The organism is Microbacterium aurantiacum (assembly GCF_002872075.1).
In the GTDB taxonomy this organism is placed as follows: Bacteria; Actinomycetota; Actinomycetes; order Actinomycetales; family Microbacteriaceae; genus Microbacterium; species Microbacterium aurantiacum_A.
The window spans coordinates 1-26,377 of record NZ_PGGU01000024.1 but is presented as its reverse complement, the minus strand read 5'-3'; the positions used below and the strand labels follow the sequence as shown (position 1 = coordinate 26,377).

Annotated in this window: 29 protein-coding genes; 10 read left to right on the top strand and 19 right to left on the bottom strand. The window is 67.9% G+C overall.

Annotated features, from left to right (window positions below; genetic code table 11):
* Positions 1–303: 303 nt before the first annotated feature.
* Both CUR96_RS15720 and CUR96_RS15715 read left to right on the top strand, forming a co-directional pair.
* Positions 304–2,454, top strand: a complete 2,151-nt coding sequence (locus CUR96_RS15720; RefSeq protein ID WP_219722007.1) for an alpha-L-fucosidase — start codon at positions 304–306, stop codon at positions 2,452–2,454.
* 120 nt (positions 2,455–2,574) lie between these two features.
* Positions 2,575–3,033 (top strand): DUF6463 family protein, encoded by a 459-nt coding sequence (locus CUR96_RS15715; protein ID WP_102194279.1) that lies wholly within the window; start codon positions 2,575–2,577, stop codon positions 3,031–3,033.
* A gap of 30 nt (positions 3,034–3,063) precedes the next feature.
* Here CUR96_RS15715 and CUR96_RS15710 read toward each other — a convergent pair whose 3' ends face one another.
* Positions 3,064–4,665, bottom strand: coding sequence for a molybdopterin-dependent oxidoreductase (locus CUR96_RS15710; protein WP_102194283.1), 1,602 nt, complete (start codon positions 4,663–4,665; stop codon positions 3,064–3,066).
* An 83-nt stretch (positions 4,666–4,748) separates the two neighbouring features.
* Positions 4,749–5,312: a flavin reductase family protein gene (locus CUR96_RS15705; protein ID WP_102194278.1), complete on the bottom strand. Its 564-nt coding sequence runs from the start codon at positions 5,310–5,312 to the stop codon at positions 4,749–4,751.
* Between the two features lie 758 nt (positions 5,313–6,070).
* On the opposite strand from CUR96_RS15705, the gene CUR96_RS15700 reads away from it, so the two are divergent.
* On the top strand, positions 6,071–7,066 hold the full coding sequence (locus CUR96_RS15700; protein ID WP_102194277.1) for a ketopantoate reductase family protein: 996 nt from the start codon (positions 6,071–6,073) through the stop codon (positions 7,064–7,066).
* Positions 7,067–7,105: 39 nt separating this feature from the next.
* On the opposite strand, the gene CUR96_RS15695 is transcribed toward CUR96_RS15700, so the two are convergent.
* Genes CUR96_RS15695 through CUR96_RS15685 form a run of 3 tightly spaced genes read right to left on the bottom strand, consistent with a single transcriptional unit; the run spans position 7,106 to position 8,645 of the window.
* On the bottom strand, positions 7,106–7,303 hold the full coding sequence (locus tag CUR96_RS15695; RefSeq protein WP_102194276.1) for a hypothetical protein: 198 nt from the start codon (positions 7,301–7,303) through the stop codon (positions 7,106–7,108).
* Between the two features lie 55 nt (positions 7,304–7,358).
* Positions 7,359–7,763 (bottom strand): VOC family protein, encoded by a 405-nt coding sequence (locus CUR96_RS15690; RefSeq protein ID WP_102194275.1) that lies wholly within the window; start codon positions 7,761–7,763, stop codon positions 7,359–7,361.
* Positions 7,764–7,811: 48 nt separating this feature from the next.
* Positions 7,812–8,645, bottom strand: a complete 834-nt coding sequence (locus tag CUR96_RS15685) for a helix-turn-helix domain-containing protein (protein WP_180969066.1) — start codon at positions 8,643–8,645, stop codon at positions 7,812–7,814.
* A gap of 71 nt (positions 8,646–8,716) precedes the next feature.
* Here CUR96_RS15685 and CUR96_RS15680 point away from each other — a divergent pair, with 71 nt between their 5' ends.
* Complete coding sequence (locus tag CUR96_RS15680; protein WP_102194273.1) at positions 8,717–9,529, top strand: phytanoyl-CoA dioxygenase family protein; 813 nt, start codon at positions 8,717–8,719, stop codon at positions 9,527–9,529.
* 56 nt (positions 9,530–9,585) lie between these two features.
* Entirely contained in the window at positions 9,586–10,860 is a 1,275-nt protein-coding gene (locus CUR96_RS15675; protein WP_102194272.1) for a hypothetical protein, read from the top strand.
* On the opposite strand, the gene CUR96_RS18495 is transcribed toward CUR96_RS15675, so the two are convergent.
* Genes CUR96_RS18495 through CUR96_RS15655 form a run of 4 tightly spaced genes read right to left on the bottom strand, consistent with a single transcriptional unit; the run spans position 10,744 to position 13,312 of the window.
* Positions 10,744–11,244 carry a hypothetical protein gene (locus tag CUR96_RS18495; RefSeq protein WP_146008166.1) on the bottom strand — a complete coding sequence of 167 codons (501 nt, stop codon included), beginning with the start codon at positions 11,242–11,244 and terminating at the stop codon, positions 10,744–10,746. The two genes, CUR96_RS15675 and CUR96_RS18495, sit on opposite strands and share 117 nt — an antisense overlap.
* Positions 11,241–11,798 carry a hypothetical protein gene (locus CUR96_RS15665; protein ID WP_102194270.1) on the bottom strand — a complete coding sequence of 186 codons (558 nt, stop codon included), beginning with the start codon at positions 11,796–11,798 and terminating at the stop codon, positions 11,241–11,243. The genes CUR96_RS18495 and CUR96_RS15665 overlap by 4 nt, the downstream gene beginning before the upstream one ends.
* Positions 11,795–12,457: a hypothetical protein gene (locus tag CUR96_RS15660; protein ID WP_102194269.1), complete on the bottom strand. Its 663-nt coding sequence runs from the start codon at positions 12,455–12,457 to the stop codon at positions 11,795–11,797. The genes CUR96_RS15665 and CUR96_RS15660 overlap by 4 nt, the downstream gene beginning before the upstream one ends.
* 9 nt (positions 12,458–12,466) lie before the next feature.
* On the bottom strand, positions 12,467–13,312 hold the full coding sequence (locus CUR96_RS15655) for a CPBP family intramembrane glutamic endopeptidase (protein ID WP_102194268.1): 846 nt from the start codon (positions 13,310–13,312) through the stop codon (positions 12,467–12,469).
* 114 nt (positions 13,313–13,426) lie between these two features.
* On the opposite strand from CUR96_RS15655, the gene CUR96_RS15650 reads away from it, so the two are divergent.
* Positions 13,427–14,296 carry an SDR family NAD(P)-dependent oxidoreductase gene (locus tag CUR96_RS15650; RefSeq protein WP_102194267.1) on the top strand — a complete coding sequence of 290 codons (870 nt, stop codon included), beginning with the start codon at positions 13,427–13,429 and terminating at the stop codon, positions 14,294–14,296.
* 18 nt (positions 14,297–14,314) lie between these two features.
* Positions 14,315–14,788 (top strand): MerR family transcriptional regulator, encoded by a 474-nt coding sequence (locus tag CUR96_RS15645; protein ID WP_102194266.1) that lies wholly within the window; start codon positions 14,315–14,317, stop codon positions 14,786–14,788.
* Positions 14,789–14,797: 9 nt separating this feature from the next.
* Here the strand turns inward: CUR96_RS15645 and CUR96_RS15640 are convergent, their stop codons facing one another.
* From CUR96_RS15640 to CUR96_RS15620, 5 genes are all read right to left on the bottom strand, one after another.
* Positions 14,798–15,634, bottom strand: coding sequence for an endo alpha-1,4 polygalactosaminidase (locus CUR96_RS15640; RefSeq protein WP_432612430.1), 837 nt, complete (start codon positions 15,632–15,634; stop codon positions 14,798–14,800).
* Complete coding sequence (locus CUR96_RS15635; RefSeq protein ID WP_219722006.1) at positions 15,631–16,866, bottom strand: glycoside hydrolase family 6 protein; 1,236 nt, start codon at positions 16,864–16,866, stop codon at positions 15,631–15,633. Before CUR96_RS15635 ends, CUR96_RS15640 begins: the two co-directional genes overlap by 4 nt.
* A 106-nt stretch (positions 16,867–16,972) precedes the next feature.
* Positions 16,973–18,361 (bottom strand): MFS transporter, encoded by a 1,389-nt coding sequence (locus CUR96_RS15630; RefSeq protein ID WP_102194264.1) that lies wholly within the window; start codon positions 18,359–18,361, stop codon positions 16,973–16,975.
* A gap of 61 nt (positions 18,362–18,422) precedes the next feature.
* Positions 18,423–19,496, bottom strand: coding sequence for a carboxylate-amine ligase (locus CUR96_RS15625; RefSeq protein WP_102194263.1), 1,074 nt, complete (start codon positions 19,494–19,496; stop codon positions 18,423–18,425).
* A gap of 8 nt (positions 19,497–19,504) precedes the next feature.
* The gene (locus CUR96_RS15620; protein ID WP_102194262.1) at positions 19,505–19,771 is read right to left on the bottom strand and encodes a DUF7218 family protein; all 267 of its coding nucleotides are present in this window, start codon (positions 19,769–19,771) and stop codon (positions 19,505–19,507) included.
* A gap of 127 nt (positions 19,772–19,898) precedes the next feature.
* On the opposite strand from CUR96_RS15620, the gene CUR96_RS18645 reads away from it, so the two are divergent.
* Positions 19,899–20,063 carry a hypothetical protein gene (locus CUR96_RS18645; protein WP_180969065.1) on the top strand — a complete coding sequence of 55 codons (165 nt, stop codon included), beginning with the start codon at positions 19,899–19,901 and terminating at the stop codon, positions 20,061–20,063.
* A gap of 43 nt (positions 20,064–20,106) precedes the next feature.
* On the opposite strand, the gene CUR96_RS15615 is transcribed toward CUR96_RS18645, so the two are convergent.
* Entirely contained in the window at positions 20,107–20,313 is a 207-nt protein-coding gene (locus CUR96_RS15615) for a CsbD family protein (protein ID WP_102194261.1), read from the bottom strand.
* Between the two features lie 228 nt (positions 20,314–20,541).
* Here CUR96_RS15615 and CUR96_RS15610 point away from each other — a divergent pair, with 228 nt between their 5' ends.
* Positions 20,542–20,916 (top strand): hypothetical protein, encoded by a 375-nt coding sequence (locus tag CUR96_RS15610; RefSeq protein WP_245861359.1) that lies wholly within the window; start codon positions 20,542–20,544, stop codon positions 20,914–20,916.
* 32 nt (positions 20,917–20,948) lie between these two features.
* Here CUR96_RS15610 and CUR96_RS15605 read toward each other — a convergent pair whose 3' ends face one another.
* Positions 20,949–21,296, bottom strand: a complete 348-nt coding sequence (locus CUR96_RS15605) for a hypothetical protein (protein ID WP_102194259.1) — start codon at positions 21,294–21,296, stop codon at positions 20,949–20,951.
* 318 nt (positions 21,297–21,614) lie between these two features.
* Between CUR96_RS15605 and CUR96_RS15600 the strand changes: the two genes are divergently transcribed.
* Entirely contained in the window at positions 21,615–22,100 is a 486-nt protein-coding gene (locus tag CUR96_RS15600; protein WP_102194258.1) for an FBP domain-containing protein, read from the top strand.
* On the opposite strand, the gene CUR96_RS15595 is transcribed toward CUR96_RS15600, so the two are convergent.
* The 3 genes from CUR96_RS15595 to CUR96_RS15585 all read right to left on the bottom strand — a co-directional run bounded on the left by CUR96_RS15595 (position 22,090) and on the right by CUR96_RS15585 (position 26,352).
* Positions 22,090–24,363: a beta-glucosidase family protein gene (locus CUR96_RS15595; RefSeq protein WP_102194281.1), complete on the bottom strand. Its 2,274-nt coding sequence runs from the start codon at positions 24,361–24,363 to the stop codon at positions 22,090–22,092. The genes CUR96_RS15600 and CUR96_RS15595 overlap by 11 nt on opposite strands.
* Before the next feature lie 121 nt (positions 24,364–24,484).
* Positions 24,485–25,360: a carbohydrate ABC transporter permease gene (locus tag CUR96_RS15590; protein ID WP_102194257.1), complete on the bottom strand. Its 876-nt coding sequence runs from the start codon at positions 25,358–25,360 to the stop codon at positions 24,485–24,487.
* The gene (locus CUR96_RS15585) at positions 25,357–26,352 is read right to left on the bottom strand and encodes a carbohydrate ABC transporter permease (protein ID WP_245861362.1); all 996 of its coding nucleotides are present in this window, start codon (positions 26,350–26,352) and stop codon (positions 25,357–25,359) included. Before CUR96_RS15585 ends, CUR96_RS15590 begins: the two co-directional genes overlap by 4 nt.
* Positions 26,353–26,377 lie beyond the last annotated feature (25 nt).

Sequence of the window (26,377 nt, the reverse complement as noted above, 5' to 3'; positions counted from 1 at the left end):
ATTTCAGGATTTCTTCGGGACGGAGACTGTTGAATCGCTCTTCTGTGCCTCTATCATCGGATCAATGTCCAAATAGTGTGAGCGCTCACAACAGCCATCTGCGCGTTTCCGAGATGGTGAGGGGGCGGATCGCATTGCAACAGCATGGAGTTGACAATGTCGTCACGAACCTTTGATCGTCGATCGTTCCTCAGCGTCGCTGGCGCGTCGGCCGCGGGGGTTCTGCTTCCGTCGGTCGTCGGCGGTGCCTCTCCCGCCTCGGCGGCAGCCGCCCCGCTTGCACCTGGTGCGGCAGGAGCCTCGGTGAGGTCGGCGGTCGAGACGGGAGTGGGGTGGGACACGCAGGCTCTCCTGCAGAAGGTGGTGGATATGCGGTTCGGCATGTTCAACCACTTCAATCTCGGCACGTATACCGACGAGGAGTGGGCGGCGCCGAACCAGAGCCCGGCCCTCTTCGCACCGCCGTCGGTGGACACGGATCAGTGGGCGGATGCTGCCGTCGCGGCCGGCATGAGCTACGGCGTCCTCACGACCAAGCACCATGATGGCTTCGCTCTCTGGCCGACGGCGTACGGCACGCAGAATGTCATGAGCTCGGGGTACAAGCACGACGTCGTGCAGCAGTATGTCGATTCGTTCCGATCGCGCAATCTCAAGGTCGGGTTCTATTTCTCCATCTGGGACCGCACGTATCCGGTGCAGGCCACGGGCGGCTTCCACGTGAGCGATCAGAGCGCGGGCGTCGATCCGGCCCAGATCGAGTACGTGCTCAACCAGATCACCGAGCTGCTCACCGGCTACGGTGAGATCGAGCTCTTCATGCTTGACGGATACGCATGGCAGATGGGAAACCAGCAGGTTCCGCTCCAGCGCGTGCGTGATCTGGTCAAGACGCTCCAGCCGAACTGCACGATGATCGACATCTGCGCTGTTCTGACTCCCTGGCTCAGTGACGCGATCTTCTGGGAGGAACCGCTCGGGATCACCGCACCGGCAGGCAACACCTGGGCGGGGCTGCAGGGCCAGACGATCAGCAACCGGGACTGGTTCTGGCATCCGTCCACGCCCACCGGCCCCCTGATGTCGAAGGACGACATCGTTTCGCACATCACGGGGCTCGAGGAGAAGTGGACATCATTCATCCTCAACTGTGCGCCCAACCGCAACGGCAAGCTGGATGCCAACGTGGTGACCCGCCTCACCGAGGTCGGCGCCTCGTGGTCGCCCAACCTGCAGCGCGGAGCGCTGCCCACTCAGCCACTTCGCGCGGAGTACCTGATCACGCCCGTCGCGGTCTACGCCTCCGCATTTCGCGATCCCGAGCCTCCCTACTTCGCCATCGACGGCAGGGGCGACAGGAACTCGCAGACCTGCTGGTCGACATGGCCGGGCACGGAAGAGCTCGCGATGCCCGTCTCGATCACCCTCGACCTCGGCGGTGTCTACGACAACGTGACGACTCTGGAGTATCTGCCGAAGCAATGGGCCCGTGAGAACGGCACCGACGGCGACGTCACCTCGTTCGAGGTGTCCACGAGTGCTGACGGAGTGACGTTCGCCACGGTCGCGTCAGGCACCTGGGTCGCAGATCGCACCCCGAAGGTCGTGGAGTGGCCGTCGGTCATCGCGGGATTCATCCGGTTCACCGCGAAAGCGGGGTCGGGCGGTTACACCAACGTGTCCGGACTGCGAGTCGGGGGACGGACCGCGGAGCCGGTGCGGCAGTCGTTCGCCGTCTCGCCCGACCGGATCTACAAGGTCATCAACGCGACGAGCGGCAAGGCGCTGACCGTCCTCGGGGGTGCCGCGGCCGACAGCACCGCCGTCGTTCTCGCGGCCGACACCGGCGCACCGAATCAGCGCTGGGCGTTCACCACCGAGGTCGACGGCTTCTACACGCTCAGGGATGTGAACAGCGGAAAGGTCCTGGAGATCGGGGGGCGCTCACGTGCGACCGGTGCGAAGGCAGGAATCAGATCGGACGTCGCCGTGCTTGAGCAGCAGTGGTCGGCCACGCCCGTGGGCGAGGGACGAGTCGCATTCATCAACCGCTTCTCGACCCACGCGCTCGGGCTGACGGCGGCCGCGGTCGCCGACGGAACCCGCGCAGAGCAGCAGGTGTATCGCGGGTCCGCCCATCAGCAGTGGACACTCGTCGACGTCACCGTCAAGGAACTGGATCTGGTCGTCACGGCGACGACGAGATGCGCAGCCAAGAAGGTCTACCTCACCGTCTCCGTGAAGAACGCGGACACCGTGTCCGCTGATGTCGTGATCACCACAGCCTTCGGCTCCAGAACGGTGCAGGCACTCGCACCCGGCAAGACGACGAGCGTGGCATTCTCTTCACGGCTCGGCTCGGTCCCGTCGGGCACCGTAACCGTAGCGGGCAGCGCGACGGACCGGTCGCCGGCGTCGACCGAGGTCGCGTACGGGGCGGACTCGTGCTCCTGACCTGATCGTTCCGGCAACGTGCCCCGACGCCCTTCGCCCGGTTCGATCTCACTCGCGCGAGCGACGCCGATCGCCCGGGCGAGGGGCGCCGAAAGCAACGCCGCGCGGCACGCTGGAGGCATGACAGCTCCCCGCCACGCGGCATCCATCCCTTCCGATCAGAGCACTCGCGAGGTCCCCGCGCGCACCCCGGCCGACCGGCTCACGGTCGCGGCCGGGGTGTCGCTGCTGCTGATCTGCGTTCTGCACACCGCGGTGTTCGCTGTGCATCCGTGGTGGGCGGCGTGGCTGGCCGGACCATTCCGGACCGTCCAGCCGCCGGCCGACGCGAGCGTTCAGTTCTGGGGGCTGCCCGGCGGCTTCGTCGTTCCGGGAGTGCTGCTGGCGCTGCTCATCCTCGGAGCCGGACGGCGCGGGACGGCTCCGCCTGCATACGTCGGCGCGACTCTCGGGTTCTGGGCGCTCGCGTGCATCTGGATGGTCGGTCCCAGTGGTTTCGTATTCATCCTGGTGCCCGCCGTGCTGCTTCTCATCGCGCGGGCCCGCTCACGGGGCCGGGGCGCACGCGAGGCGGATTGAATATTCCATGTGGTCGCCTTCACGGTGCGCTCACGTCGCCGCGGTGACGCGGATGAGTGAGCGCTGCCACCCCGAGGATCCGTTCGGCGCGATGGGTGCGCGTTCCTCGATCTGGAGATCGCCGTTCTTGTTCACCGCGCGCACGGCGACGTAGTGCGTGCCGGGAGTCGCATCCCACTCCATGAACCACTGAACCCATGTGTCGTCGTTGATGGGCGTCGACATGGTCGCCGGCACCCATTCGCCATCGTCGATGCGCACCTCCACGCGTTCGATCCCCACCGATTGCGCCCAGGCGACACCGGCCAGCGGAATGGTCCCTGCGGGAACGGCTTGCCCGATGCTGGGGGTGTCGAGCCGGGACGAGAACTTGATCGGCGCTTCCGCGCTGTATCCGCGCGGAGTCCAGTAGGCCTCGTCTTCGGCGAAGGTGGTGACCGTGAGCTCAGTGAGCCACTTCGTGGCCGACACGTAGCCGTAGAGTCCCGGCACGACCATGCGCACCGGGAAGCCGTGCTCGAGCGGCAGAGGCTCACCGTTCATACCGACCGCGAGGATCGCGTCGAGGTCGTCATCGGTCAAGGCCGAAAGGGGCGTGCTCGCGGTATAGCCATCGACGCTGCGCGAGAGCACCATGTCTGCGCCGGGCTTCACGCCGGCCTTCTTCAGCACGTCGCGCAGCGGCACGCCGAGCCACATCGCATTGCCGACGAGTTCACCGCCGACTTCGTTCGAGACGCAGGTCAGGGTGATCGCGTACTCGTCGAGTCCCATGTCGAGGAGGTCCTGGAACGACATCTCGACGCGCTGATCGACCATCCCGTCGATCACAAGACGCCAGGTGTCCGGGTCGATGGTCGGGACCGTGAGAGCAGTATCGACGCGGTAGAAGTCCTTGTTGGATGTGAACAGCCTGGTCAGGCCCTGGATGTCGAGTTCGGCACCCTCCGGCACGATCACTCTCGTGCGCGCGGGCGGGAGCCTGAGAGCACTGCGGATCGACTCGACCGATCCGACCGCCATGCTGACGGTGCGCGCGGTGATGCCGACGACGATGGCGGATGCTCCGGAGATCGCGGCGAGCACGAAGAAGCGGCGGCGGTCGAACCCCTTCGGGGCCACCGGGTTCTCGGGCACTGCATCGGTCCCGTCGTCAGCCCCCTCGCCGAGCGCCGCTTGCCGCCACGCGCGCAGGCGACGGATGAGAACGATGAGGATGAGCGCACCGACGATCGTTCCGAGGGCAGGCGGCAGGAAGGAGAGCATCGTCGCACCGGCGCGGGTGACGATCGCAGCGGTCGACAGCACACCTGCGATGACCAGTGCGAGGGCGCCGAGCGGAGGACGCGCCAGCTGCAGGATCCCGGCGATCGCCGAGGCGGTGACCACGGCGAGGCCGAGCCCGGCCAGCAGGGCGATCTTGTCGTACTCGCCGAACGTGGCGATCGCGAACTCCTTGAACGGCTGCGGCACGATGTCGATCACGAATCCGCCCACGGCCAGGATCGGGCTGGCTGCGCGCGCGACGAGCAGCGCGAACAGCTCGGCGATGGCCAGGAAGACCGCACCGCCGATCACGCCCGCGAGGGCCGCCCACGCGATGAACCGTCTTCCGCTGCTGCGCTGGGCCATGATCGTCTCCTGTCCACCGGCGAAGGTGCTCACCGGTTGTTCGGAGACGTCGCCCGAACGGATCGGACGACTTGCGCGAGCGGTCAGCTCAGAGTCGAGTGCTCCCCGAGTCGGTGCCAAGTGCGGTTGTGATAGACCAGTGCGCCGCCTCCATCGGCAGAGCCGGCCTCACGAGTGAGGTGATGCTGCAGTGCCAGCGCCATGATGACGGTGGACCCGCCTGCCTCCATCCGATTGACGATCGCGCACCGCACCCAGGCGCGCACTCCGGGGAAGACCGGCTCGCCCGTCGCGAGCCGCGCCCACGCCGTCGTGTCGGCGAAACGGTCGACACCGCTCGTCGCCCCCAGTCTCGCGAGGTCGATGTCGTGCTCGTCGAGCAGGTGCACGACGACCGAGTCGGATGCGGAGATCGCCGCGGCCGCCGAGGATCGTGACGACAGGGAGAACACCAGTAACGGAGGCTCGGCGCTGACCGACGTGACCGAGGTCGCCGTGAGCGCCACGGGTCCCGTTCCCGGGTCGGCGGTTATGACGGCCACGCCTCCGGGGTGGCCGCGGAAGACAGAGGTGAATTCGTCGGCAGAGAGGCTCGCTGCGAGCTGATGCGGGGCCCGGACGAGGTCGCCGCGCGGGTTACGGGTCATGGTCCGCACGCTATCCGCACCCGAATCCTCGGGTGGTCCGCGGCCCTGATTGTTTCGCCCGGCGAGTCTCTGTGACCTCCGATGACGCCTGGGTTGAGCCGTGTGACGCACGTGCCACGCCGCGCTCGCCGGCCCTCTCGGATGCCGAATGGCGGCGCGCTCAGAAGTCGCTGGGCGAACGCGTCGCCGAGTACGATGCCTCACGCGAAGCCGTGATCGTATGATCGCCGCCATCCGAAGGGAACGAGCATGAGCCCTGTGTCCAGTCGTACCGATATCGACGCCGGCCGGGAATCCCGTTGGCGCTCCGTCGCGGGCGAGTACGGGATCGCCTCGCTGAGGCACACGCACTGGCTGAATGCTGAACACCGTCCCTTCCGCCTGCGGGGAACCGATTGCGGGTGCGCATCGAGGCCGGTGAGCGGATCGTGGATCGGGACCCGCCGATCGACACAAACTGAAACGCATGCCGCAGAGCTTCGGGCGGGCGGTCCTGGTCGATGGCGGCGCGGTGCGACACCTCATGCGGAGGATCTACCAGATGGGAGGTGTTTTCCATGCGATGTGAGCACGTCGGGCGGCATCAGGCGGATGCCCTGCTCGACGTCCGGATGACACGTGAGGTCACATGGCGGCGAACCCGCTCGGAGGCGCGGATCGTCGTCCGTAGTCTGACTGCACGACAACGATCGGCAGGACTCCATGCACCCCTCGATGCCCTCCGCGCACGACGCGCTTGAACGTGGCCGGCCGGCCTCATGAGCCGGTACATCGTCATAGGTGCCGGCGCAGTCGGCGCGCTGCTGGCCGCACAATGGACGATCGCACGTGTGCCGGTGACGCTCGTCGGTCGGGGTCGCGCTCTCGAGGTGATCGAGCGGGACGGGGTGCGTGTCAGACGCCCGGGCGGAGACGAAGTGATCGAGGTCGATGTCGTCGCCTCGATCCAGGAGGCGCGCCCGCGCCTTTCCGACGCGATCGTCTTGGCGGTGAAGTCGCAGGACGCGGAGCGCGTCATCGCCGATATCGCCTGGGTGGAACTCGCCGACGGGCTCGGCGTCGTGGCGGATCTGCCGATCCTCACCCTGCAGAACGGGCTCGCGACCGAGGAGTTCGCTCTCCGGAGGTTCTCGAGAGTGATCGGCGTCTCGGTCGGAATACCGGCGAGCCACCTCGAGCCCGGAGTCATCGTCTCGCCGGGACGACCCGTCGTCGGCGTCGCCTGGATCGGCGGGTACCCCCGCCCGATCCCGGCTGAAGAAGAGCGGCACCGGGGTGCTTTCACGCGGGCCGGCTTCGCAGCGATCATCGAGCCGGACATCGCTGCCGCCAAGCGACGCAAGCTCATCGCGAATCTGAGGAACATCGTCGATGTGTTCGGCGCAACCAGCGAACAGCAGGAATACGCAGAAGACGCCCTCGCGGCCGAAGCGCGCCGCGTCTTCGCCGAGGCGAGGCTGGCTGTCGCTCCCGCCGCGTGGGATGCGCCTCGTCTCGATGTCGGTCCGGTACCGGGCCACGAGCCGGGCCACCTCTCGACGTGGCAGAGTTTCGCGAGGGGGACGACGAGCGAAGTCGATTTCCTGAGCGGCGAGATCGTCCTGATCGCCCGGCGCTACGGCCTATCGGCTCCGCTCAACGCCGCGGTCGCGCGAGAGCTCGGCATCCACGCCGCGCGCAAGGGCCGCCCCGGGGAGCTGCCGCTGCCGCCGGAGTTCATCTCCGGGTCCCTGCTTCCCGAACGCGCGTTCTGAGGAGTCGTCGGCCTGCGTACCGCGATCTCGATATCAGCGTCACGCGGGAGGCAGCTTGTCGGCGCCGTGCCGATTCGGCTTGCCGGGCTCGGCGGCAGTCTCCGGAGATGCGTGCGCGGGAGCGGTCGGCGCTTCACTGGTCGGATAGCTCGGCTCTTCGATCTGGACCGCCTTGTCGCGCTCATCGAGCGGAGGCAGGTGATCGAGTGGCTGTTTGATGTCGTCGGGGTGGCTCATGCCTTCACGCTCCCGCGCGGGAAGCTGTGCGGCCAGGGGGTTGTCAGCCCGCGATTCATATGGTTGGCGACGCGGCCAGCACCGAGAGCACGTTGCCTGCAGGGTCCTTGAACCACGCGATATCAGGTCCTCGATCGGGGCCGCCGTGCATGATGCCCTTGGCATCGGTGTCGAAGTCCGGGTCGCTGTAGATCTTCGTCACCACTCCGCGCGCGTTGAGCTCGTCGACCGCTGCCTCGACGTCGTCGACCGGGAAGTTCAGGATCGTGTAGCTCGCGGGCGTGTGATCCGGCTTGCCGTAGACGAGGATCGATCCGCCCTGCGGCAGGCGGATATCGAGGAACCCCATCGCATTCTCGGTCACGTCCATGCCGAGGGTGTCGCCGTAGAAGGCGCGAGCAGCGTCGATGGAGTCGACGCTGAATCCACTGAAAGCGTGCGCGGTATCGAATGCCGTCATGGATTCAGCATGCGCTCGTCCCGACGCCGTGTCCAGACCCCGACTGGATCACCCGGCGTCGGGCTCGGGGGGACGGCGGCGGTATGCGGTGGGGCTGATTCCGTGCAGTCGCGAGAATCGCCGGGAGAAGTACAGGGGGTCGCTCAGGCCCACGTCGCGTGCGATGTCGCCGACCGCGCGATCGGTCGTGGCGAGAAGCTGCGCTGCGCGGGCGAGTCTCTCCCGCTCCACATACCGCTGGGGTGAGACTCCGAGGCTGTCGGTGAACAGACGCGACAGTCGCGACGGTGACAGCATCGCCACGGCCGTGAGGGCCTGGATGCTCAGGTCGGCGGCGAGATCGCTGCCGATGTGCGCGATCACGCGGAGAAGGCGCTCATCCATGCGACCGCGCAACGGGTTCTGGGTATCGAGCCACAGCAGCGCCGACTCGAGGCTGTTCATCGCCAGCAGCTCCGACTGCGGCATCGATCCCGCCGAGAATGCGGCGCACGATCGCAACCCGCCCAGAATGCGGAGTCGCACCTCGCTCGGAGCGTGCACGAACCCGACTCCTCCACCTCGGATGGGCCAGTCCAGGAGTGGCGCCCACTCCGCGCGTGCGTGGAAGTGAGCGTAGGCCAGCGTCCACGACACCTCCGCCGTGCCGTAGTCGTGCCGAAGATGCGGGCGCAGCAGGACGCTGTCGCCGGCGGCGGTGATGACGTCGCCCGCCGGTCCGGCCACCCGACCCGCGCCGGCGATCGTGTGGATGAGGAGCCAGTCCGCAGTTCCCTGCTCGCGCCAGGTGGAGTAGTCGCCGCCGGCGGCGAACTCGCCCGCGATGACGCGGATGACATGGGGATGGGGCGTCTCCGCGGGAGAGGCTTCGTTCGCGATCACAGCAGAATCATCCATGTCATCGATAGATAATGCCATGGTGCGGGCGGTTTTCGCGGGCCATAGTTGCCGTCATGTCCATCTCCAACAGTGTCACTTCAGCCCTCGCCCTCGACTACGAGGATCACGGCGTGGTCCAGCTCCGCGGCCTTCTGAGCTCGGAGGAGACAGCCGAGATCCGCGATGTCTTCATGAATCAGGTCCACAACGACCACCACGTCGGCCACGACGACAAGGTCGGCGATGACGATCCGCTCTCCCGGTACCCGCGATTCATCCATCCGCATCGACGCTCAGATCTGGAGGTCGGTCGTCTGGCGATGCGCTGGATGCTGGATCCGCGCATCGTCGATCGGGTGCAGGAGATGGTCGGTCCGGTGTACGCGGCTCAGTCGATGTTCTACTTCAAGCCGCCTGGTGCGCGGGGACAGGCGCTTCATCAGGACAACATCTTCCTGCAGGCGCACCCCGAGACGTGCATCGCGGCGTGGATCGCGATCGACGACTGCGACGGGTTGAACGGCGGACTCAAGGTGGTGCCCGGCTCCCACCGCTACGAGATCATCTGCCCGGACGAGGCGGATCCGGAGGAGTCCTTCACGAGCACCGAGATCACGCTGCCCGAGGGCTTCACCGCCGAGCAGACCGAACTCGCCTCCGGAGACGTGCTCTTCTTCCACGGCAGCATGGTCCACGGCTCGGGGCCGAACCGATCGGCCGACCGCTTCCGTCGCTCGCTCATCTTCCACTACGTCCCGGTGGACAGCATCGAGATCTCGAAGTTCTACAACCCCCTGCTGCGTCTCGACGGCAGCGAGGTCACGATCACCGAGTCCGACGCGGGTGGCGCGTGCGGTGACGGATGGACACCGTCCGCACCGCATTGAGGCCACGGACACCATCGCGTCGGGCGCGGGATCACCGGGTCCGGTACGGTAGCGGGATGCACCAGGCCATCCGAACGTTCGGGCGCATCCTCGCCCGGCACTGGCCGGCTCTCATGGCCTGGTATCTCGGCGGCGAGGCCGTGCACGAGGTGCTCGTGCAGTTCGCCGGATTCGTCGGCGGTCACACCACGCTCGGCGGGCTGCTGCTGCTTCCGCTGGCCGTCGCCGCCCGGCTCGTCTCGTATGTCGCGATGTACCTGACAGTGCGCTCATCCTTGCCGCACGTGGCAGCAGACGGCGCGGAGACCCGATACCGGGGGTTCGCGCGGTCGACACTCGTCGCGATCCTGCCGTTCTTCGCGTTCTATGCGGCCTGGGGGATGCTGGACGCCGATATGAAGGACTTCTTCGCGATCGCCGTCGGCATCGCCTTCGAAGAATCCGGCTTCGGGATCGACGAAGCGATCGGCGATCGAGGAGGACTCATCTCGATCGGGCTGATCCCCGTGGTCGTGCTCGTGATCGCCCTCGCCACTCGGCTGTTCCTCTCCCGGCTCCGTGATCGGCTGCCGACGTGGACGCTCGCGCTCGCCGCGTACGCCGAGGTGCTGTGGACATTCATGCTCTTCACCCTCGTCGGCCAGTGGTGGGCGGACGCCAAGGAGTGGTTCTCCGGACGTGCGGGAGCGGTATGGATGGAGGGGATCGGCGACTGGGTCGCGGCATCCCTCCCTCCGCTGGCATCGGTGTGGGAGGCGGCACTGTGGCTCGTCGGCATCATCGCCGCTGCGGTGATCGTTCCGGCCGCCTGGCTCGCTGTCGCCGGCGTCATCTACGGCGCCGACTTCGACACCCTGCCGCCCCTGCTGCGGCGGGGGACCGAATCGCTGCGAGGCGCCGTCGGCAGCCTGTCCCGAACCCTGTTGCAGCGTCTGGAGGATCTCTGGGCCGCGATCGCCGCGATCTGGCGCGGTGGGCCGTTGTTGTTCGGCCTGTTCGCCTGCTTCTACGCCGTCTGGGCTCTGGCTGAGCGCGTCGGTGCGCGAGGAGTGCTGCAGCTGATCGGCGGGCACGAGAACAACTTCTGGAGCGCGTTCTTCCCGTTGATCATGGTGGGTATCGGCGTCATCGCCGAGCCGTTGCGGGTCGCCATCGTGGCGACGGCGTTCGACTCGATCGTCGCCAGACCCGGCGCCGGGATCGGCGTGCGCGCGTCAGAGCTCGACGCGGAATCGAGCGATCTCGCCGACCCCGACGGGAACGTCGAGCCAGAAGGGGCCGGTCGCGTCGTCCGGCAGCAGGAAGACCGAGAGGATGCGATAGAAGGGTGATCCTGCCCCGCAGGTCGCCTCGGCGTCGCGAGCATCCGCATCGGACGACGTGTCCACATCCGACTGCGCAACGATCCAGGAACGTTTCCCGCTCGTCTCAGTGAGCGTGATGCTCCCGCAGGGCGCCGCATCGACGTCGCTGCGCGCATCCAGTCGTACGCTCAGCGTCTTCGATCCCGCAGGCGCTTCGAACTCGTCCGACCGTGCGGAGATGAGCGTCAGTTCGTGTCCGCCGATCTCCGTCGTTCCTTCTGCGAGGATGCGGGCGCGCTCCTCCGGCCCTCCGGCCTGAAGCACATCGAACCAGAGATGCACGCCGACGGTGGCCGTCGCCGCCACCAGCAGGGCCGCGAGCGCGCGTCCGTGCGTGCGCCGCCAGCTCACGGCGCTCCGACGCGCGGTGCGTCGAGTTCGATGCTCGACGCCGTCGGCGCCTCGTCGAGCGGAAGCGTGATCGCGACGACGTCATCGAGTTCGGGTGTCAGGTATTCGTGCGTCAACCGCAGCTCACCCAGGCCTCCGCGCAGACCCTCCGGAAGCTCGAACGCCAGGGTACCCACCGTGTCGGTGCCCACATGCAACCGTGTCTGCAGCAGCGACTCCGGCGCTCGCTCACTCGCGTGGAACACGCGGCCGTCGAGGTGCAGTGTGGCCAGCGGGATCTCGGCATCCACCTCCGTGTGGGCTGCCGACACCGCGAGTTCGACCACCAGCCAGTTGCCCTCGGCCTCCCATTCGCCATCCGCCGCCACGACCCGGTCCGCGAACGAGGCGCCGGAGACGCTCGCGATCAGCATGCGGGAGGTCACCGTGTCCGCGGGGCCGCCACTGATCAGGAACGGGCCGACGAGGGAGTCTTGGGAGGGAGTTACGCCGCTCACGAGCCCGGCGGCGACGACGAGCGCAGCGCCGATCAGCCAGGGGCGGGCTCTCCTCACGACCGCACCTCCACGGCGATGCGGGTCGCCAGCTCGGTGCGACGCCAGGTCACGGCGGATGCTGACAGGATGGCTTGCCCCGTCCGTTCCCTGGCGTCGAAGACGTCGAGGTACGCGATGCCGTCGGGGAAGGAATCTTCGGGGACGGGCCAGACGAGCTGCACTTCGGCGGGGACACCCGGCTGCAGGATCACTCCGCGAAGCGAGCCATCGGTGCGCCAGGCGCGCGCGTCGTCCGTTGCGGTGACGCCGTACAGCGTGAGCAACGGCTCCCTGGCGCGGATCAGCTGTGATTTGACGCGGTCGGCGCCCTGGTCGACGCCGACCGCCTGAGAGGTCAGGTTCTCGAGCCGGACCGTGACGATGAGCAGGTCGTCGCCGGGCTCCGCCTCGAGGAACTGCTTGTCGATGGCGTCGGTGAGTTCAGCACTCAGAACGGTCACGGCGTACAGCGATGTGCGTGCCTCCGCACCCGTGGGCGTGAGCGTCGGGGAGTTCTCCGCCGGCCGCAGGCCGCCCAACGCGATGAACGTGAGAATGACGGCCATCGCGGTGATCGCGGCGATCCATACCGGTGCCGAGGAAGCTGCCAGCAGCGAGCGCCACGCTCGATCCCAGAAGGCGCCGGCCTTCGCGGCGACACCCCCGGAGTTCGTCATGGGGTCAGCCTACCCACCGTCGCGAGCGAGGTAGGTGTCGTAGCCGAGGCGGCCACGGGTGATGAGGATGAGCACGAGGGCGGTGCCGGTGAATCCGATCAGCACGGGCAGCAGCCCGTAGTCGTCGAAGATCGGTGCGGGAAAGAGCGGGTACCCGACCTTGTTGGCGAACGTGTTGAAAGAGGCGTGCATCAGCATGGTGATGAGCACGCTGCCGGCCGCATGGTTGAAGACCCAGGTCATCATGATCGTGAGTGCGGTGATCATGACGACGAACATGACCATGTTCGGGATCGTCGGGGGAGTCCAGACGCCGCTCCAGAACAGCGGGAAATGCCACAGCGCCCACAGGACTCCGAGGATCACGCTGCCCCACAGGGGACCGTTGCGCTCCTGCAGCCGCGGCAGTGCGAAGCCGCGCCAGCCCGGTTCCTCTCCCAGCGGGCCCCCGAAGAGGAACGTCATCAGGAGGGCCAGCGGATAGGCGGCGAGCAGCGGACCGAGGATGGGCTGGAAGGACTCGACTGCGCCGGGGACAACGATCGTCCCCAGGATGATGATGATCGGCACCCCGACCAGCAGGAACAGGTACCAGAGGATTCCCACCCGCCACCGGACCATTCGGCGCAGCAGGCGGATGACGCCGCTCCTGCCTTCCGTCACGCCGGTCATGACGAACGCCGCGATCATCGGACCGAAGGTCGCCACGACGATGGCGATCGCCACTGCGATCTTGGGCATCGCAGGCAGGAAGCCCTGAGCCGAGAGGGCGACGGGTATCTCGATGACCCACGCGAAGAGGTAAGCGATGGCGAAGAACGAGATGAGCGGGTATCTGGCGAGCAGATTTTTCATGCCTCAGTGTTCCACTCGGCGGGCCGTGCCGCCAGAGGAATATGCGCAGGCGCGGCTGGTGGAGCCACCCCCGAGCTTGCGTTCGAGCGCGCTCCAACCCCTAGCGTCGGGACCATGACGACGAACGACAGCAGAACCTGGATCATCACCGGCGCGAGCTCCGGCCTCGGATCGGCATTGGCCGAAGCGGCGCTCCGAGCGGGAGAGAACGTGGTCGGAACGGCGCGGCGCATCGACCGCTTCGATGCCCTCAAGGCGCGCCATGGCCGACGACTGCTCGCCATCGAACACGATGTGCGCGATACCTCGGGCGCGGGTGACGTCGTGCGTCGAGCGATCGACGAGTTCGGGCGGGTGGATGTGCTGGTCAACAACGCCGGTGCCGGACAGGTGGGCGCCGCGGAGGAGATCACCGACGGCGAGCTGCGCGACATGCTGGAGCAGCATCTGCTCGGTCCCGCGGCGTTCGTGCGCGAGGTGCTCCCGATCATGCGCCGACGCGGTTCCGGAGCGATCGTGCAGATGAGCAGTCAGGGAGGGCGGATGTCGTTCCCCGCGGTCGGAAGCTACTCGGCCGGAAAATTCGCCCTGGAGGGATGGTCCGAAGCGCTCGCGGGCGAGGTCGCGCCCTTCGGCCTCCGGGTGCTGATCGTCGAACCCAGCCGCTTCCGCACCGAGTTCAACGCGGCGGACGTGCTCAGGACGGCGGAGGCGAATGCGAGCTACGCGGAGGTGACCGGCGCGGTGCGGGCGAACATGAGCGAGGCCGACGGCGTCCAGGAAGGCGATCCGGAGCGGGCCGCCTCCGTGATCCGGGAGGTGCTCGAGGCGCCGGATGCTCCGCTGCGCCTGCCGCTCGGCGCCGAAGCCGTCCGCAATCTCACCCGTACGTATCGCGGCTCCCTCGACGACGTGCAGAAGTGGGCAGCACTGAGCGAATCGGCGGACTTCCCCGGGCTCCGACCGGCGGCCCGGCCGTTCTGACCGGTCTACTATTCACGCATGTCCACTGACACGCTGATCGACCGCATCCTCGACCGCGGAGGTGAGGCACCCGGGACGGTGATCGACGCCGTTCACGCCCTGATGGACGACGATACGATCGAGGCCTCGGAGAGGTCGCTGAGCGTGACGGAGGCCGCCGCTCTGCTCGGACTCTCGGGCCACACGCTCCGGTACTACGAGAAGCAGGGTCTCGTGCGCCCAGGGCGCAATGTCTCCGGGTATCGCGAGTACTCCGCTTTCGATCTGCGCCGGCTCGTGTTCCTCACGCGGATGCGGCTGTCCGGAATGACGATGAGTGACCTCGGGCGCTACATCGCCCTCGTCGAGCAAGGTCCCGGCACCGTCGCGGAGCGGCGGGCGATCATGCTCGATCAGCGGGACCGCATCGCTGTGCAGATCCGCGAGCTCGCCCTCGCGATGGAGATCACGGAGTTCAAGATCAGGGTCTACGGCGGTCACCCGGCGGAATGAACGGCGGGCTCAGCGCGGGCAGACCTCGAAGACGTAGTCGCCGTCCGCCGGGGTGACGAGGTTGCGATCGCGGAGCACCATCGACGCGGGTGACCGGTCGTCGGCGCACATCTCCGCGAACGACCGGGGCAGGTCGTCGGCGTACTCGATGTCGATGACGTGGTCGCCGTAGACGGCTTCGTAGGCGCCGCACTCCTCGTACACCGCGCACTCCTCGGTCACCGCGAAGTCGAATCCGGCGCGCTGGTGGAGGGCGGCCGCGTCTTCTGCGGCGTTCTTCTGCCCGGCGGCCAGGCCCGCGGCGTGGGCGGCATCGACGAGGAGCGAGGCCAGAGCCAGATTGTCGTCCAGAGTCAGCGCGCCGTGGGAACGCGTATAGGAGTCGAGGTTGTCGAACTCCACCGCATCGAAACCCGAATCGGCGCAGCCCTCGACCCACTCGATCACGATGTCGCCGATCCTCTCCCGACGGTCTGCGCTCGACGTGTCGAGAAGCGCCTCGTCCGGCCAGTCGGGGTCGAACACCGTCTCGTCGTCGCGCTGGAGCAGGAGATCGGACGGCCACGACGCGAGCTCGCCCGGTTGAGTCTGGAACCCGTTGACGTAGCAGATCGAGTACATCCCGGACACGGGAGCCGCGCCGCGATCACGACCGATGACGCCGACGCCCGCCGCGGGTGCATACGCTCCGCCGAGCTGATAGTCGGGCACGGCGCCGGGCGGAGGCAGCGTCACCGCCGGTGCCGCCGCGCATCCCGCGAGGACGAATGCGGCCGAGAGCACCGCTCCGAAAGCCGGAGCCACCGGGCTCACCGGCCGACCTCCGGAGCGGCGCCGTGCGGTCACGGCGTGATCGCCGGTACCGCGTTGTCGATGAGTTCGTCGGCCATCTCGGCGAACCACTGGCCGGCCGCGGGATCGATTCCTCCGCGGGCGGGGTCCTCGGGGCCACCGGTTCCGCGGTAGCACTCGCCGTCGGACTCGCCGGGGACCTTGATCCACAGCAGCGCATCGATGAGCTCATCTCCGGTTGCGGTCGTCGGGCGCTCGCCGAGACCGCGGTCCGGCGGGTTGCACCAGACCTGAGGGTCGGGGTACACCTCGGCGGGTGTCCAGGTGCCGAGACCGTTGCGGCTCGTGTCGATCACGAAGTGCGGTTGCGTTGCGGCATCGCGGGTCACGCCGGTGTCGGCATATGCCCGGTCGTAGGCGGCGTCGGTCCGGGTCCAGGTGCTGAAGTCGTCGTAGTCGGCCGGGGAGAACTGGTTCGCGCACGAGGTGGGTTCCCAGGACGAGTTCACGCTGAGGTTGATGCAGTCGGAGATCCAGGTGCCGTACTTGCGCTGGCGTTCGGTGGACGCGTAGTTCGAGACGTTCAGGAAGAAGCCGTCTGCGCGTTCCACGCCGGCTTTGATCAGACGATCGGAGATGTCGCCCACGTTGAGCCACGCCGAAAGCGTGCCGTCGAGGTAGACGGCGGTGTTCGGCAGGGCGTCGAAGGCGTCGACCGCGTAGTTGAGCATCTCGTAACGCTCGGATGCCGCGGTCGTGGAGTCGGCTTCCGCCGGACGGCACCACTCGAGTTCGCCGGTCGCCGTGGTGTGCCACGGAATGATGCCGAGACCGTCGGGCTCGAGGATGACCACGGCGTCCTTGTTCCCGATGCCCTTGGCGAAGCCGTCGATCCAGTCGGTGTACGCGCCGAGAGACGTCGCGCCGCCGGCCGAGTACTGTGCGCAGTCGCGGAACGGCAGGTTGTAGGCCACGATGACGGGCACCTCGTCGGAGGCGTGCGCGCCCGAGACGAGTCGCTTGACGTCGCGCTTCACTTCGTTCGGCGTGCCGCCCGTAACCCACGAGGCACTGGGGAAGGAGGCGAGCAGCAGAGCATCGTCGCGTGCGTCTCCGGCGAGCGAACCGGCAGCTTGCACTGTCGTGCTCTGCGGGTTGGTCCAGAGATCGGCATCCGGGTCGAGGAGATCGTTCGCGCCGTGCGCGGGCGCTGCGGCGAGGGTCGTCATCGTGATCATGGCGATGGCGGCGACAGCCGCCCGGCGCATGAGGAGGGGAATCTGCATCGGTTCCTTCCGGGGTCGGTGTCGCTTCTTCGTCGACATCGGGACGGGCGTGGGAGCGCTCCCACGAAGGTCCCGGACCCATCATCCCGACCCGCAGCCGTCGAAGTCAAGCGCGCGCGTCCGCCTGGTCGGAATCCGCCGCCTCCACAGGATTGCGGCGGATGCCGATCCACGACACGATGCCGCCGAGTGCCAGGAGTGCCGCCGTCACCCACGCCGCATTGTGGAAGCCGTCGAGATCGAGCGCGCCGCCCACGATGGTCGACAGCAATGCGACCACGAGAAGTCCGGCGACCCTGGCCACAGCGTTGTTCACCGCCGATGCGATCCCCGAGCGGGTCTCGTCGATGGCGCCGAGGATCGCCGAGGTGAGAGGCGCGACGGTGAGCGACAGACCGAGACCCATCACGACCATCGCGGGGAGCACCTGCCACCAGTAGTCGAAGTCCGAGGCGACGGTGAGCAGCAGCAGCGCACCGGCAGCCATCAGCAGAGGCCCGCCCGTCATGAAGATCCGCGGTCCGAGCCGTCCCGCCCACGCGCCGGCGCGCGAACTGAGCAGGATCATCAGGATGGTCAGCGGCAGGCTGGCGAGGCCCGCCGCCGTCGCACTCAGCCCCGCGCCCTGCTGCAGGTAGACCCCGATGACGAATCCGTTGAGCGCGAGCGCCGCGTAGACGAACAGCGTGGCCAGGTTTCCCCATCCGAAATTGCGTACGCGGAACAGCGACAGCGGCATGAGGGGAGAAGGCGAACGGTGCTGACGAATCAGGAAGAGAGCGAACAACGCGGCGCCGAGCACCCCGGGGATCCAGATCGCCGGGGACTGCCAGCCGAGGTTCGGCTGCTCGATGAGCGCGAAGACCACGGCGCCGAGGCCGACCGCGCACAGGGCGCCGCTCCACCAGTCGACCCGGATCCCGCGCGGATGCTGTGGCAGGTCCAGTCGCGTCAGGAGCAGCAGCGTGATGCCGATCGGGATCACGTTGATCAGGAAGACGAAGCGCCAGGAGAGGAAGTCGACGAACAGCCCGCCGAGGAGCGGGCCCACGAGCATCGCGGCTGTCGTGAACGCCGTCCACACGCCGATCGCACGCGACTGCACCTCGGCGCGCATCGTCGCCGTGATCAGCGCCAGAGAGCTCGGCACCAGAAGGGCTCCGGCCGCGCCCTGGAGCGCCCGGGCGATGATGAGGATGAGCGGGTCAGGCGCGACCGCGACCGCGACGGAGGCGATGCCGAAGGCGATGAGCCCGACGCGCATCACGACGACACGGCCGTACGCATCCGATACCGAGCCGGCCAGCAGGATCAGGGCGCTGAGCGTGATCAGGTACGCGTCGACGACCCATTGCTGGGTGGTGATCCCGCCGCCGAGCTCGCGGCTGATCGCCGGGAGTGCGACGGTGACGACGGTGCCGTCCAGGAACGTCACGAAAGAGGCGAGGACCGCGATCACGATCACGAGTCGATGGAGCGGAGCGAAGGATGTCACGCGCTGACCCTACTCCCGGGCGAGGACGCCCGGGGTCGCGGTCGCGGATCCCGCACCGCCGTCAGGCGGGGAGAACCGGAGTGCCCTCGCGGTAGAGCCGGCGCAGACCGGCGACTCCATCACGGTCGAACGCCCGCGACTGCCGCTGGGCTCCGGTTCCGTGACGGCGGATCCGCTCGAGGTGCTCGTCCACGAGATCCTCGTCGCCGAGCTCCGCGAGGACGCGGCGTATCGAGTCCAGCATCCGCCCGGTGACCTGCCACGCATCGGCCACCGCCCCGGTGGTGGGATCGATGACGCGCGCGTCCATGCCGCTGCGTGCCGCCATCCAGAGTGACGCGTCGATCCCGTCGAGCTCGCCGACCGAGACCCGCTCGTCGGTCAGCACGATCGCGCGGCTGAGCGCCGCGGCGAACAGGGTCTCCTCCGGCAGGAGCTGGGCGTCGAACACCCGCACCTCCACGGTCGGGAAGCGCTCGGACAGGCGCACCGCCCACGCGAGGGACGCGGCCTCCGGCACCACCTTCAGATCGACCAGCTGCGCCACGTGCGCACGGTAGTCGTCGAGGTCGTGGAATCGAGGCGGACACCACGACGAGGGCAGCCGCCGGATCACGATGCTGCGCCAGCTGGCGAAACCGGAGTTCAGTCCGCCGACGAACGGGCTGTTGCCGCTGAGGGCGAGAAGCACGGGCAGCCAGCCGCGCACCCGATTGAGCGCCCGAACCCGCTCCTCGTCGTCGTTCACCTCGACGTGCACGTGGAGGCCGTTCACCTCGTGCTCCCGGGTGAGGTGCGCCAGATGTGCGGCGACGTCGTCGTAGTGAGGGGACGGGGAGACGGCGGATGTGCGCGTCGAGGCGAAGGGGGTTCCGGATGCGGCGGCGATGGCGGACTGTGCTGCGGCGTGGGCGCCGAGCAGACCGCGGAGGTGGCGCAGCTGCCGCTCGGCATCCGGCATCGTCATGACCGGATCCGTGATGCACTCGAGCTGGCAGGTGAGGTACTCGGACGTCACCGTGCCGAGAGCGATCTCATCGGTGATGCGCTTCCTGGTCGCATCGCCGAGTGCGAGCGGGACCAGTGATTCCTCGTCGAGGAGGACGAACTCCTCCTCCACGCCGAACCTGGCCATGGTCCGTCTCAGTGGTTTCTCAATGCGGAGATCAACTCTGACTTCCGCTTGCCGCTGTAGCCGGTCAGGCCCAGCTCCTTCGCCCGCTTGCGCAACTCGTCGACCGTCCAGTCGTCGTAGTCGCCGTGCTCGCCACCCCGGCGGCCCACCGCGCTGCGGCCTTCCTTGGCGGCCGCGTTCGAGATCCGCGCGGCCTTCTCCTTGGAGGCGCCGTCGTCGCGGAGCTCCTCGTACAGCTCCGGGTCCTTCAGGGATGCGTTCCGTCGTCCTGGCATGACCCCTCTCCTTTCCCAGGGCACCTCATGACCCCCGAGTCAACCCCCTGCTGGGGACCGCGTCGCCGTCACTACGGTGAGTTCACCGCTCACGGGCGCGCGGCGCCCCCGGCAGAAAGGGAATCCGATGAACATTCTGTTGATCGTCGTCGTCGTCATCGCTGTGATCCTCGCGATCACCGGCGGGCTGGTGCAATCGCTCCAGTTCCTCCTGTGGGTCGGCCTGGTACTGCTGGCCATCGCAGTGATCGCCTGGATCATCCGGGCGATCAGCGGCAGCCGAAGCCTCTGACGACAGGAGAAGAAAGGGCCCGCTGGGAGGCGGGCCCTTTCTCTTAGTCCTTGAAGCCGTCGCGGACGCTGTCTCCGGCATGCTTGGCGGCATCCTTGACGTGCTCGCCGGCCTGCTTCGCGTCTGCCTTGGCCTGATCGAGCTTTCCTTCGGCTTCCAGGTCCTCGTTGTCGGTGGCCTTTCCGACACCCTCCTTGACCTTTCCGGTCATCTCTTCGGCGGTGTTCTTGATCTTGTCGTCGAGTCCCATGTCCTCTTCCTCTCATTCGTAGATTCGGTGGAGGTGCCACCCTCGCACCGCCTCTCGAACTTCACCAAGGCATTGACATCGGCGCGAGAGCATGGCAACCGAATTGAGCGTCGACGCCGGGCATCTCGAGGACTAGCCTGGCGTCAGGCGGGTGCCCCTGCCCGCGCAGGACTCGGCGGAAGCCGGCGACGGAAGCGGTGTGCGATGGACTCGATGATGATGAACGCCATGTCCAAGGACATGATGTCGATGCCCGGTATGGACATGATGGACATGTCGGTGATGCAGGCGTGCATGGACGCCTGCTCCGCCTGCGAGCAGGCCTGTACCGTGTGCTCGACGCAGATGATGGACTGCTCGCCCGCATGCATGAACTGCGCCGACATGTGCAACACGATGATGCGCTCCATGATGCGGATGCAGGGGATGACGCCGGCCTCGATGATGGCGATGCTGAACGCCTGCATCGCGATGTGCCAGGTGTGCATGGACGAGTGCATGAAGCACGCCGACCACAGCGACGTCTGCAGGATGTGCGCTCAGGCCTGCCAGGCCTGCATGGAGGCGTGCATGGCGATGAAGGACATGATGATCGCGGTCTGACCCGCAGGCGCCTCAGGGACCCAGAGTGCGGCTCAGGCCGCGGCGACGTTGAACTGAACGCGGCCGACCGCCAGCACGCCGTACCGCGAGTGAAGGGCGACGGGGGTGCCCGGCGCTGCTTCCAGCGCGGCGCCGGAGGCGTTCCAGAGCGCGCGGGCCTGGCCGTCGAGCGTACGCACGACGAGGTCGCCGGACACGGCATCCGCCGACTCCACGATGCCGTCGACCCAGTCGGCGGGCGTCGCCGACGCGAGTCGCGCCTGGATCAGGTGCAGGGCGTGGCCCGGTGCCAACGAGGTGCAGACGTCGCCGTGCTCGCACATGCACGCTGCACGCTCACGCACCTGGAGGGGCGAAATGCGGTTCAGCGGCGTGGACACGGTTGGTCTCCTTCGGGGTCGGCGTTCCGGCAAGATTAGGTCGCGACCGGCCGATGCGGAACCCGAGGCGACACGGAACGACACACAGCGTTCACAAGCCCGGCGGGTAAGATCTCGGGCGTGTCCATCATGAGCAGAGTGCCCTCAGGGCGATCGGAGGTCGTCGGCGCCATCAGCGCCGGCCGCAGAGGCTGACCTCGTCGCCTCCGAGTTCGGCGCCCGTGGCGCCGCCCGATCGCACGTCTTCTGCGTGCCTCTCTGACCACACACCCGCGCGCGCCCAGATCTGCGGTGCGCGCCATTTCCGAATGGATCCCCATGTCTCCCGTGACCGAGCGCGACATCCGCGCCAGCTTCCGCAACGCCTCCCGCAAGGAGGTCTCCGACCTCAACCTGCCTCCCGGTCTCGCCGATCTCGACTTCGAGCACCTCGACTTCCTCGGATGGTCGGATCCGAAGTTCCCACGGCGTGCCTACGTGGTCGCCGAAACAGGCAGCGGGCTCGCCGGCATCCTCCTGCAGCAGGCCGAGCAGCGCGTGGTGGCGCGCGCACAGTGCTCCTGGTGCGAGGACGTCACTCTCCGCAATGACGTACAGCTCTTCGCCGCGCGGAAGGCGGGTGCCGCCGGACGCAAGGGGGACAGCATCGGCACTCTCGTCTGTGCGAACTTCGGGTGCTCAGCGAACGTGCGACGACTCCCGCCGCTCGCCTACGAGGGTTTCGACCGTGAGACCGCCCGTGATCTGCGGATCCTCCGGCTGCAGGAGCACATCGCCGGTTTCATCCACGCCGTCACGGACTGAGTGGATCGTCGGAGGACACGATCTCCATCGTGGCGACCGTCTCCTCGTCGTCGCAGGAAGGGCCGACCCACAGCCGGATGCGCCCCGGCTCTATCCGGCGGTTGCCGTCGATGCCGGTGAAGGAGAGGCGCTCGCTGGGCACCTCGAACCGCACGACCTGGCTCGCGCCTGCGGCAAGAGCGACCCGCTGGAAGGCGACGAGCTGCGCCAGTGGCCGGGTCACGCTCGCGATCTCGTCGTGCGCGTAGAGCTGCACCACGTCGACGCCGTCCCTTGTACCGGTGTTGCGCACGATCACCGACGCGTGGAAGACCGTGCCGGCCGGGACGGATGCATCGACCGTCAGCTGTTCGTGCGCGAAGGAGGTATACCCCAAGCCGAACCCGAAGGGCCGCACCGGAGTGGAATCCGCGCTGGTCACATCGGTCCGGCCGCCGAGCACCGGGCGCAGGTAGGAGTACGGTTGCGCGCCGGCGGACCGCGGAAGCGAGACGGGAAGTCGACCGGACGGTGAGACCCGACCGCTCAGCAGGGCGGCGATCGCCGGACCTCCCTCCTCGCCGGGGAAGAACGCCTGGAACGCTGCCGCCGGCCGCGCGGCGTCGCCGGCCTCGGCCTCGGTCGCCGGAGCGGGGGAGTTCACCGCGCCGAGGCCGGTGAGCACGCCTCCGCCCGCGCTCAGCGCGGGCAGAGCCCACTCCAGCGCGTACGGCCGACCGGTCAGCGCCACCAGGATCACGGGCGTTCCCGTCGCGACGACGGCTTCGACGAGTTCCCGCTGGATCCCCGGAAGCTCGAGGGACTCGACGTCGTTGCCCTCTCCGACCGTGCCGCGCCCGAAGAGCCCTGCTCGGTCGCCGACGACCACGATCGCGATGTCGGCCTCTTCGGCCTGTGCGACTGCTGCCGCGAGGAGACCGCGATCCGGCGACTCGACCTCGCATCCGGGGGCGTGGGTGATCTCGGCACCCGGGAACTCCGCACGCAACGACTCCAGCACCGTGGGCAGGGCGATCCCCGCGGGAGTGCCCGGGTGGTGCGCGAGGACGTGGTTGACGAACGAGTAGCACCCCATCAGGGCCTCGGTGCTGTCGGCGTTGGGACCGAGCACGGCGATGCGATGCGGCGACGACGGGTCGAGCGGGAGGATGCCGTCGTTGCTGAGGAGCACCACCGATTCCTCGGCGAGCCGGCGGGCGATGTCGCGGTGCCCGGGCGGGTCGAGATCGATGCCCGCGGGCTCGCCGGTGAAGTCGGCGTCGAGCAGGCCGAGTTCCTCCTTCTGTGCGAGGACCCGCCCGGCGGCCCGGTGCAGGATGTGCTGCGGGAGCGAGCCGTTGCGCACCTGGTCGGCGAGTGTCGTGTAGGCGTCGGGCGAGGGCAGCTCGATGTCGATCCCGGCGGTGATCGCGAGGCGCGCGGCTTCCGGCGCATCGGCGGCCACACGGTGCATGCTGCGCAGGAAGTCCACGGCGAAGTAGTCCGACACGACCACACCGTCGAAGCCCCAGCGTTCCCGGAGGATCTCGTCGAGGTAGAAGGGATCAGCGGCGACCGGGACGCCGTCGATGTCCGTATAGGAGTTCATCACGCTGCGTGCTCCGCCTTCGCGCACCGCCATCTCGAACGGCGGCAGCAGGACGTCCTCGATCTCTCGGCGGCCGATGTGCACCGGGGCGTGGTTGCGCCCGGCCTGCGAGGCGGAGTAGCCGACGAAGTGCTTGAGCGTGGCGTGCACCCCCTCGGACTGCAGACCGCGGACGTAGGCGGTGCCGAGCACGCCGACGACCAGAGGGTCCTCCGAGATGCACTCGTCGACCCTGCCCCACCGGGGGTCGCGGATCACGTCGAGCACCGGAGCGAGGCCCTGGTGGATCCCGAGCGCTCGCATCGAGGTTCCGATCGCGCGCCCCATCTCCTCCACGAGCTCGGGGTCGAAGGAGGCGCCCCATGCCAGCGGGGTCGGGAAGGTCGCGGCCTGCCATGCGGCGAGCCCTGTCAGGCACTCCTCGTGGACCAGCGCCGGGATGCCGAGCCGGGTCTCCTGCTGCAGCCGCCGCTGCTCCCGCCACAGCCATCTCGCCCGTTCGAGCGGATCGACCGGGCGGGTTCCGTACACCCGCGTCAGATGACCGAGTCCGTCGGACGTGGCCTCCTCGTACCGCGTGGAGGTCTTCTTCTCGCCCGACATGGGAGCCACGACCTCGTCGCCCTGGTCGACCCAGTAGCCCACGAGTTGCGCCTGCTTCTCTTCGAGGGTCATCCGGGCGAGGAGCGCCTGGACGCGCGCGGAGAAGGGGCGCGGGGTCTGCTGCAGCACGTTCGTCTCTCTTCTTTGCTCTGAGCTCTGCTCTGTTGCGTGTTGTTCGGCCGCGAGGCCGGCGTCAGCCTTTGACCGCACCGGTGAGTCCGCCGACGATGCGTCGCTCGAACAGGCTGAAGAACACCAGCGCCGGGATCATCGACAGCGACGTGAAGGCGAGGACCTTCGCGGTGTCGACCGAATACTGCGACGCGAACGCCTGCGTTCCCAATGGCAGCGTGTACAGCTGGTCGTCGCTGAGGAGGAACAACGGGAGCATGTAGCTGTTCCAGCTGCCGATGAACGCCAGGATGCCGACGGTGATGACTCCGGGGACGGCCAGCGGGATGACCATCCGCCAGAAGAACCCGAGGCGGCTGCATCCGTCTATCGACGCGGCCTCCTGGAGTTCGTTCGGAATCGCCGCCAGGAACGGCACCAGGATGATGATCGTCACGGGGAGTGCGAACGCGATCTGCGGGATGATGACCCCGGCGAGGGAGTTCGCCAGGCCGAGGTTGCGCACCAGGATGTAGAGCGGCGTGATCGCCACCGTCATCGGGAACATCAGCCCGGCCGTGAACAGTGCGAACAGCGCGCCGCGCCCGCGGAAGGAGTATCGCGAGAGCGCGAAGGCCGCCATCAGGCCGAGGGCGACGACCACCGCGGTCGTGGTCCCGGCGGCGATCGTGGAGTTGAGGACCTGCCGCCAGAAGGCGCCGTTGGCGAGCACATCGACGAAGTTCTCCCAGCGCCACACCGACGGCAGCCCCGACGGATCGACGGTGATGTCGGAGTTCGTGCGGAAGCCGCCGATCACGGTGTACAGGACCGGCGCCAGCATCAGCCCGATCAGCAGCAGCGCCGCGAAGTAGATGAGGAACGTGCTGCCGCGGCGACGGCTGGGGGCGTATCGCGCTCGTGGCTCGGACGTGAGGATGAGTGCGGTGGCCATCATGACGTCGCTTCCGCTGTCGTGTTCGGTTTCTCGGTCAGTGCGCCCGCGGTGTCGCGGCGCAGCACGAGGCGCTGGTAGATCAGCGCGATGGCGAGCGAGATGAGGAAGAGGACGACGGCGACGGCGCTGCCGTATCCGAAGCTTCCCGCGCCGCGGCCGTTGGCCACCATGTAGGTCGCCATCGTCGAGGTCCCCGCCGTCGACGAGACGTACTGGCCCCAGATGATCCAGACCAGATCGAACAGCTGCAGGGAGCCGATGACCGACAGGAACGCCCAGATGCGGATCGTCGGCCCCAGCAGCGGCAGCACGATGAGGCGCTGGACCTGCCAGTACGACGCGCCGTCGATGGCCGCGGCCTCGGAGAGTTCATCGGGGATGCCCTGGAGGCCTGCGAGGAACAGGATCACGGCGAAGCCGATGTACTTCCAGGTGATGATCAGCATCAGGGTCCAGATCGCGAGCGCCGGGTCGGACAGCCAGTCCGCCTGCAGGTTCGCCAGTCCGATCTTCGCGAGCAGGCCGTTGACGGCGCCCTCGGACTGCAGCATGAGGCTCCAGCCGATGCCGACGACGACCTCGGAGATCACGTAGGGCACGAAGATCAGCACCCGGATGACCGACTGGAACCGCAGCTTGCGGTTCAGCAGCAGGGCGAAGACCAGGGCGATCGGCCCCTGCAGGACCAGTGACATCACCAGGATGAACAGGTTGTGGCCGAGCGCCTCGTGGAAGGCCGGGTCGCTGAGGATCGTGATGTAGTTGCGGAATCCGACGAAGTCGGTCGGCGTCCCGAAACCGGACCAGCTGAAGAATCCGTAGTACGCGGCGAGGACGACGGGGAGGATGACGAAGGCGACGAAGACGATCAGGGCAGGGCCGATCAGGATCATCAGTTCGGCACGCGCTCCCCAGCCGATGCCGCGGCGCCGAGGCGACGGCATCGTCGAAGGGGAAGCGGGCGGCCGCCCGGCCGGGGGCTGCGTCTGCACGCCCCCGGCCGGGCCCGGTGTCCCG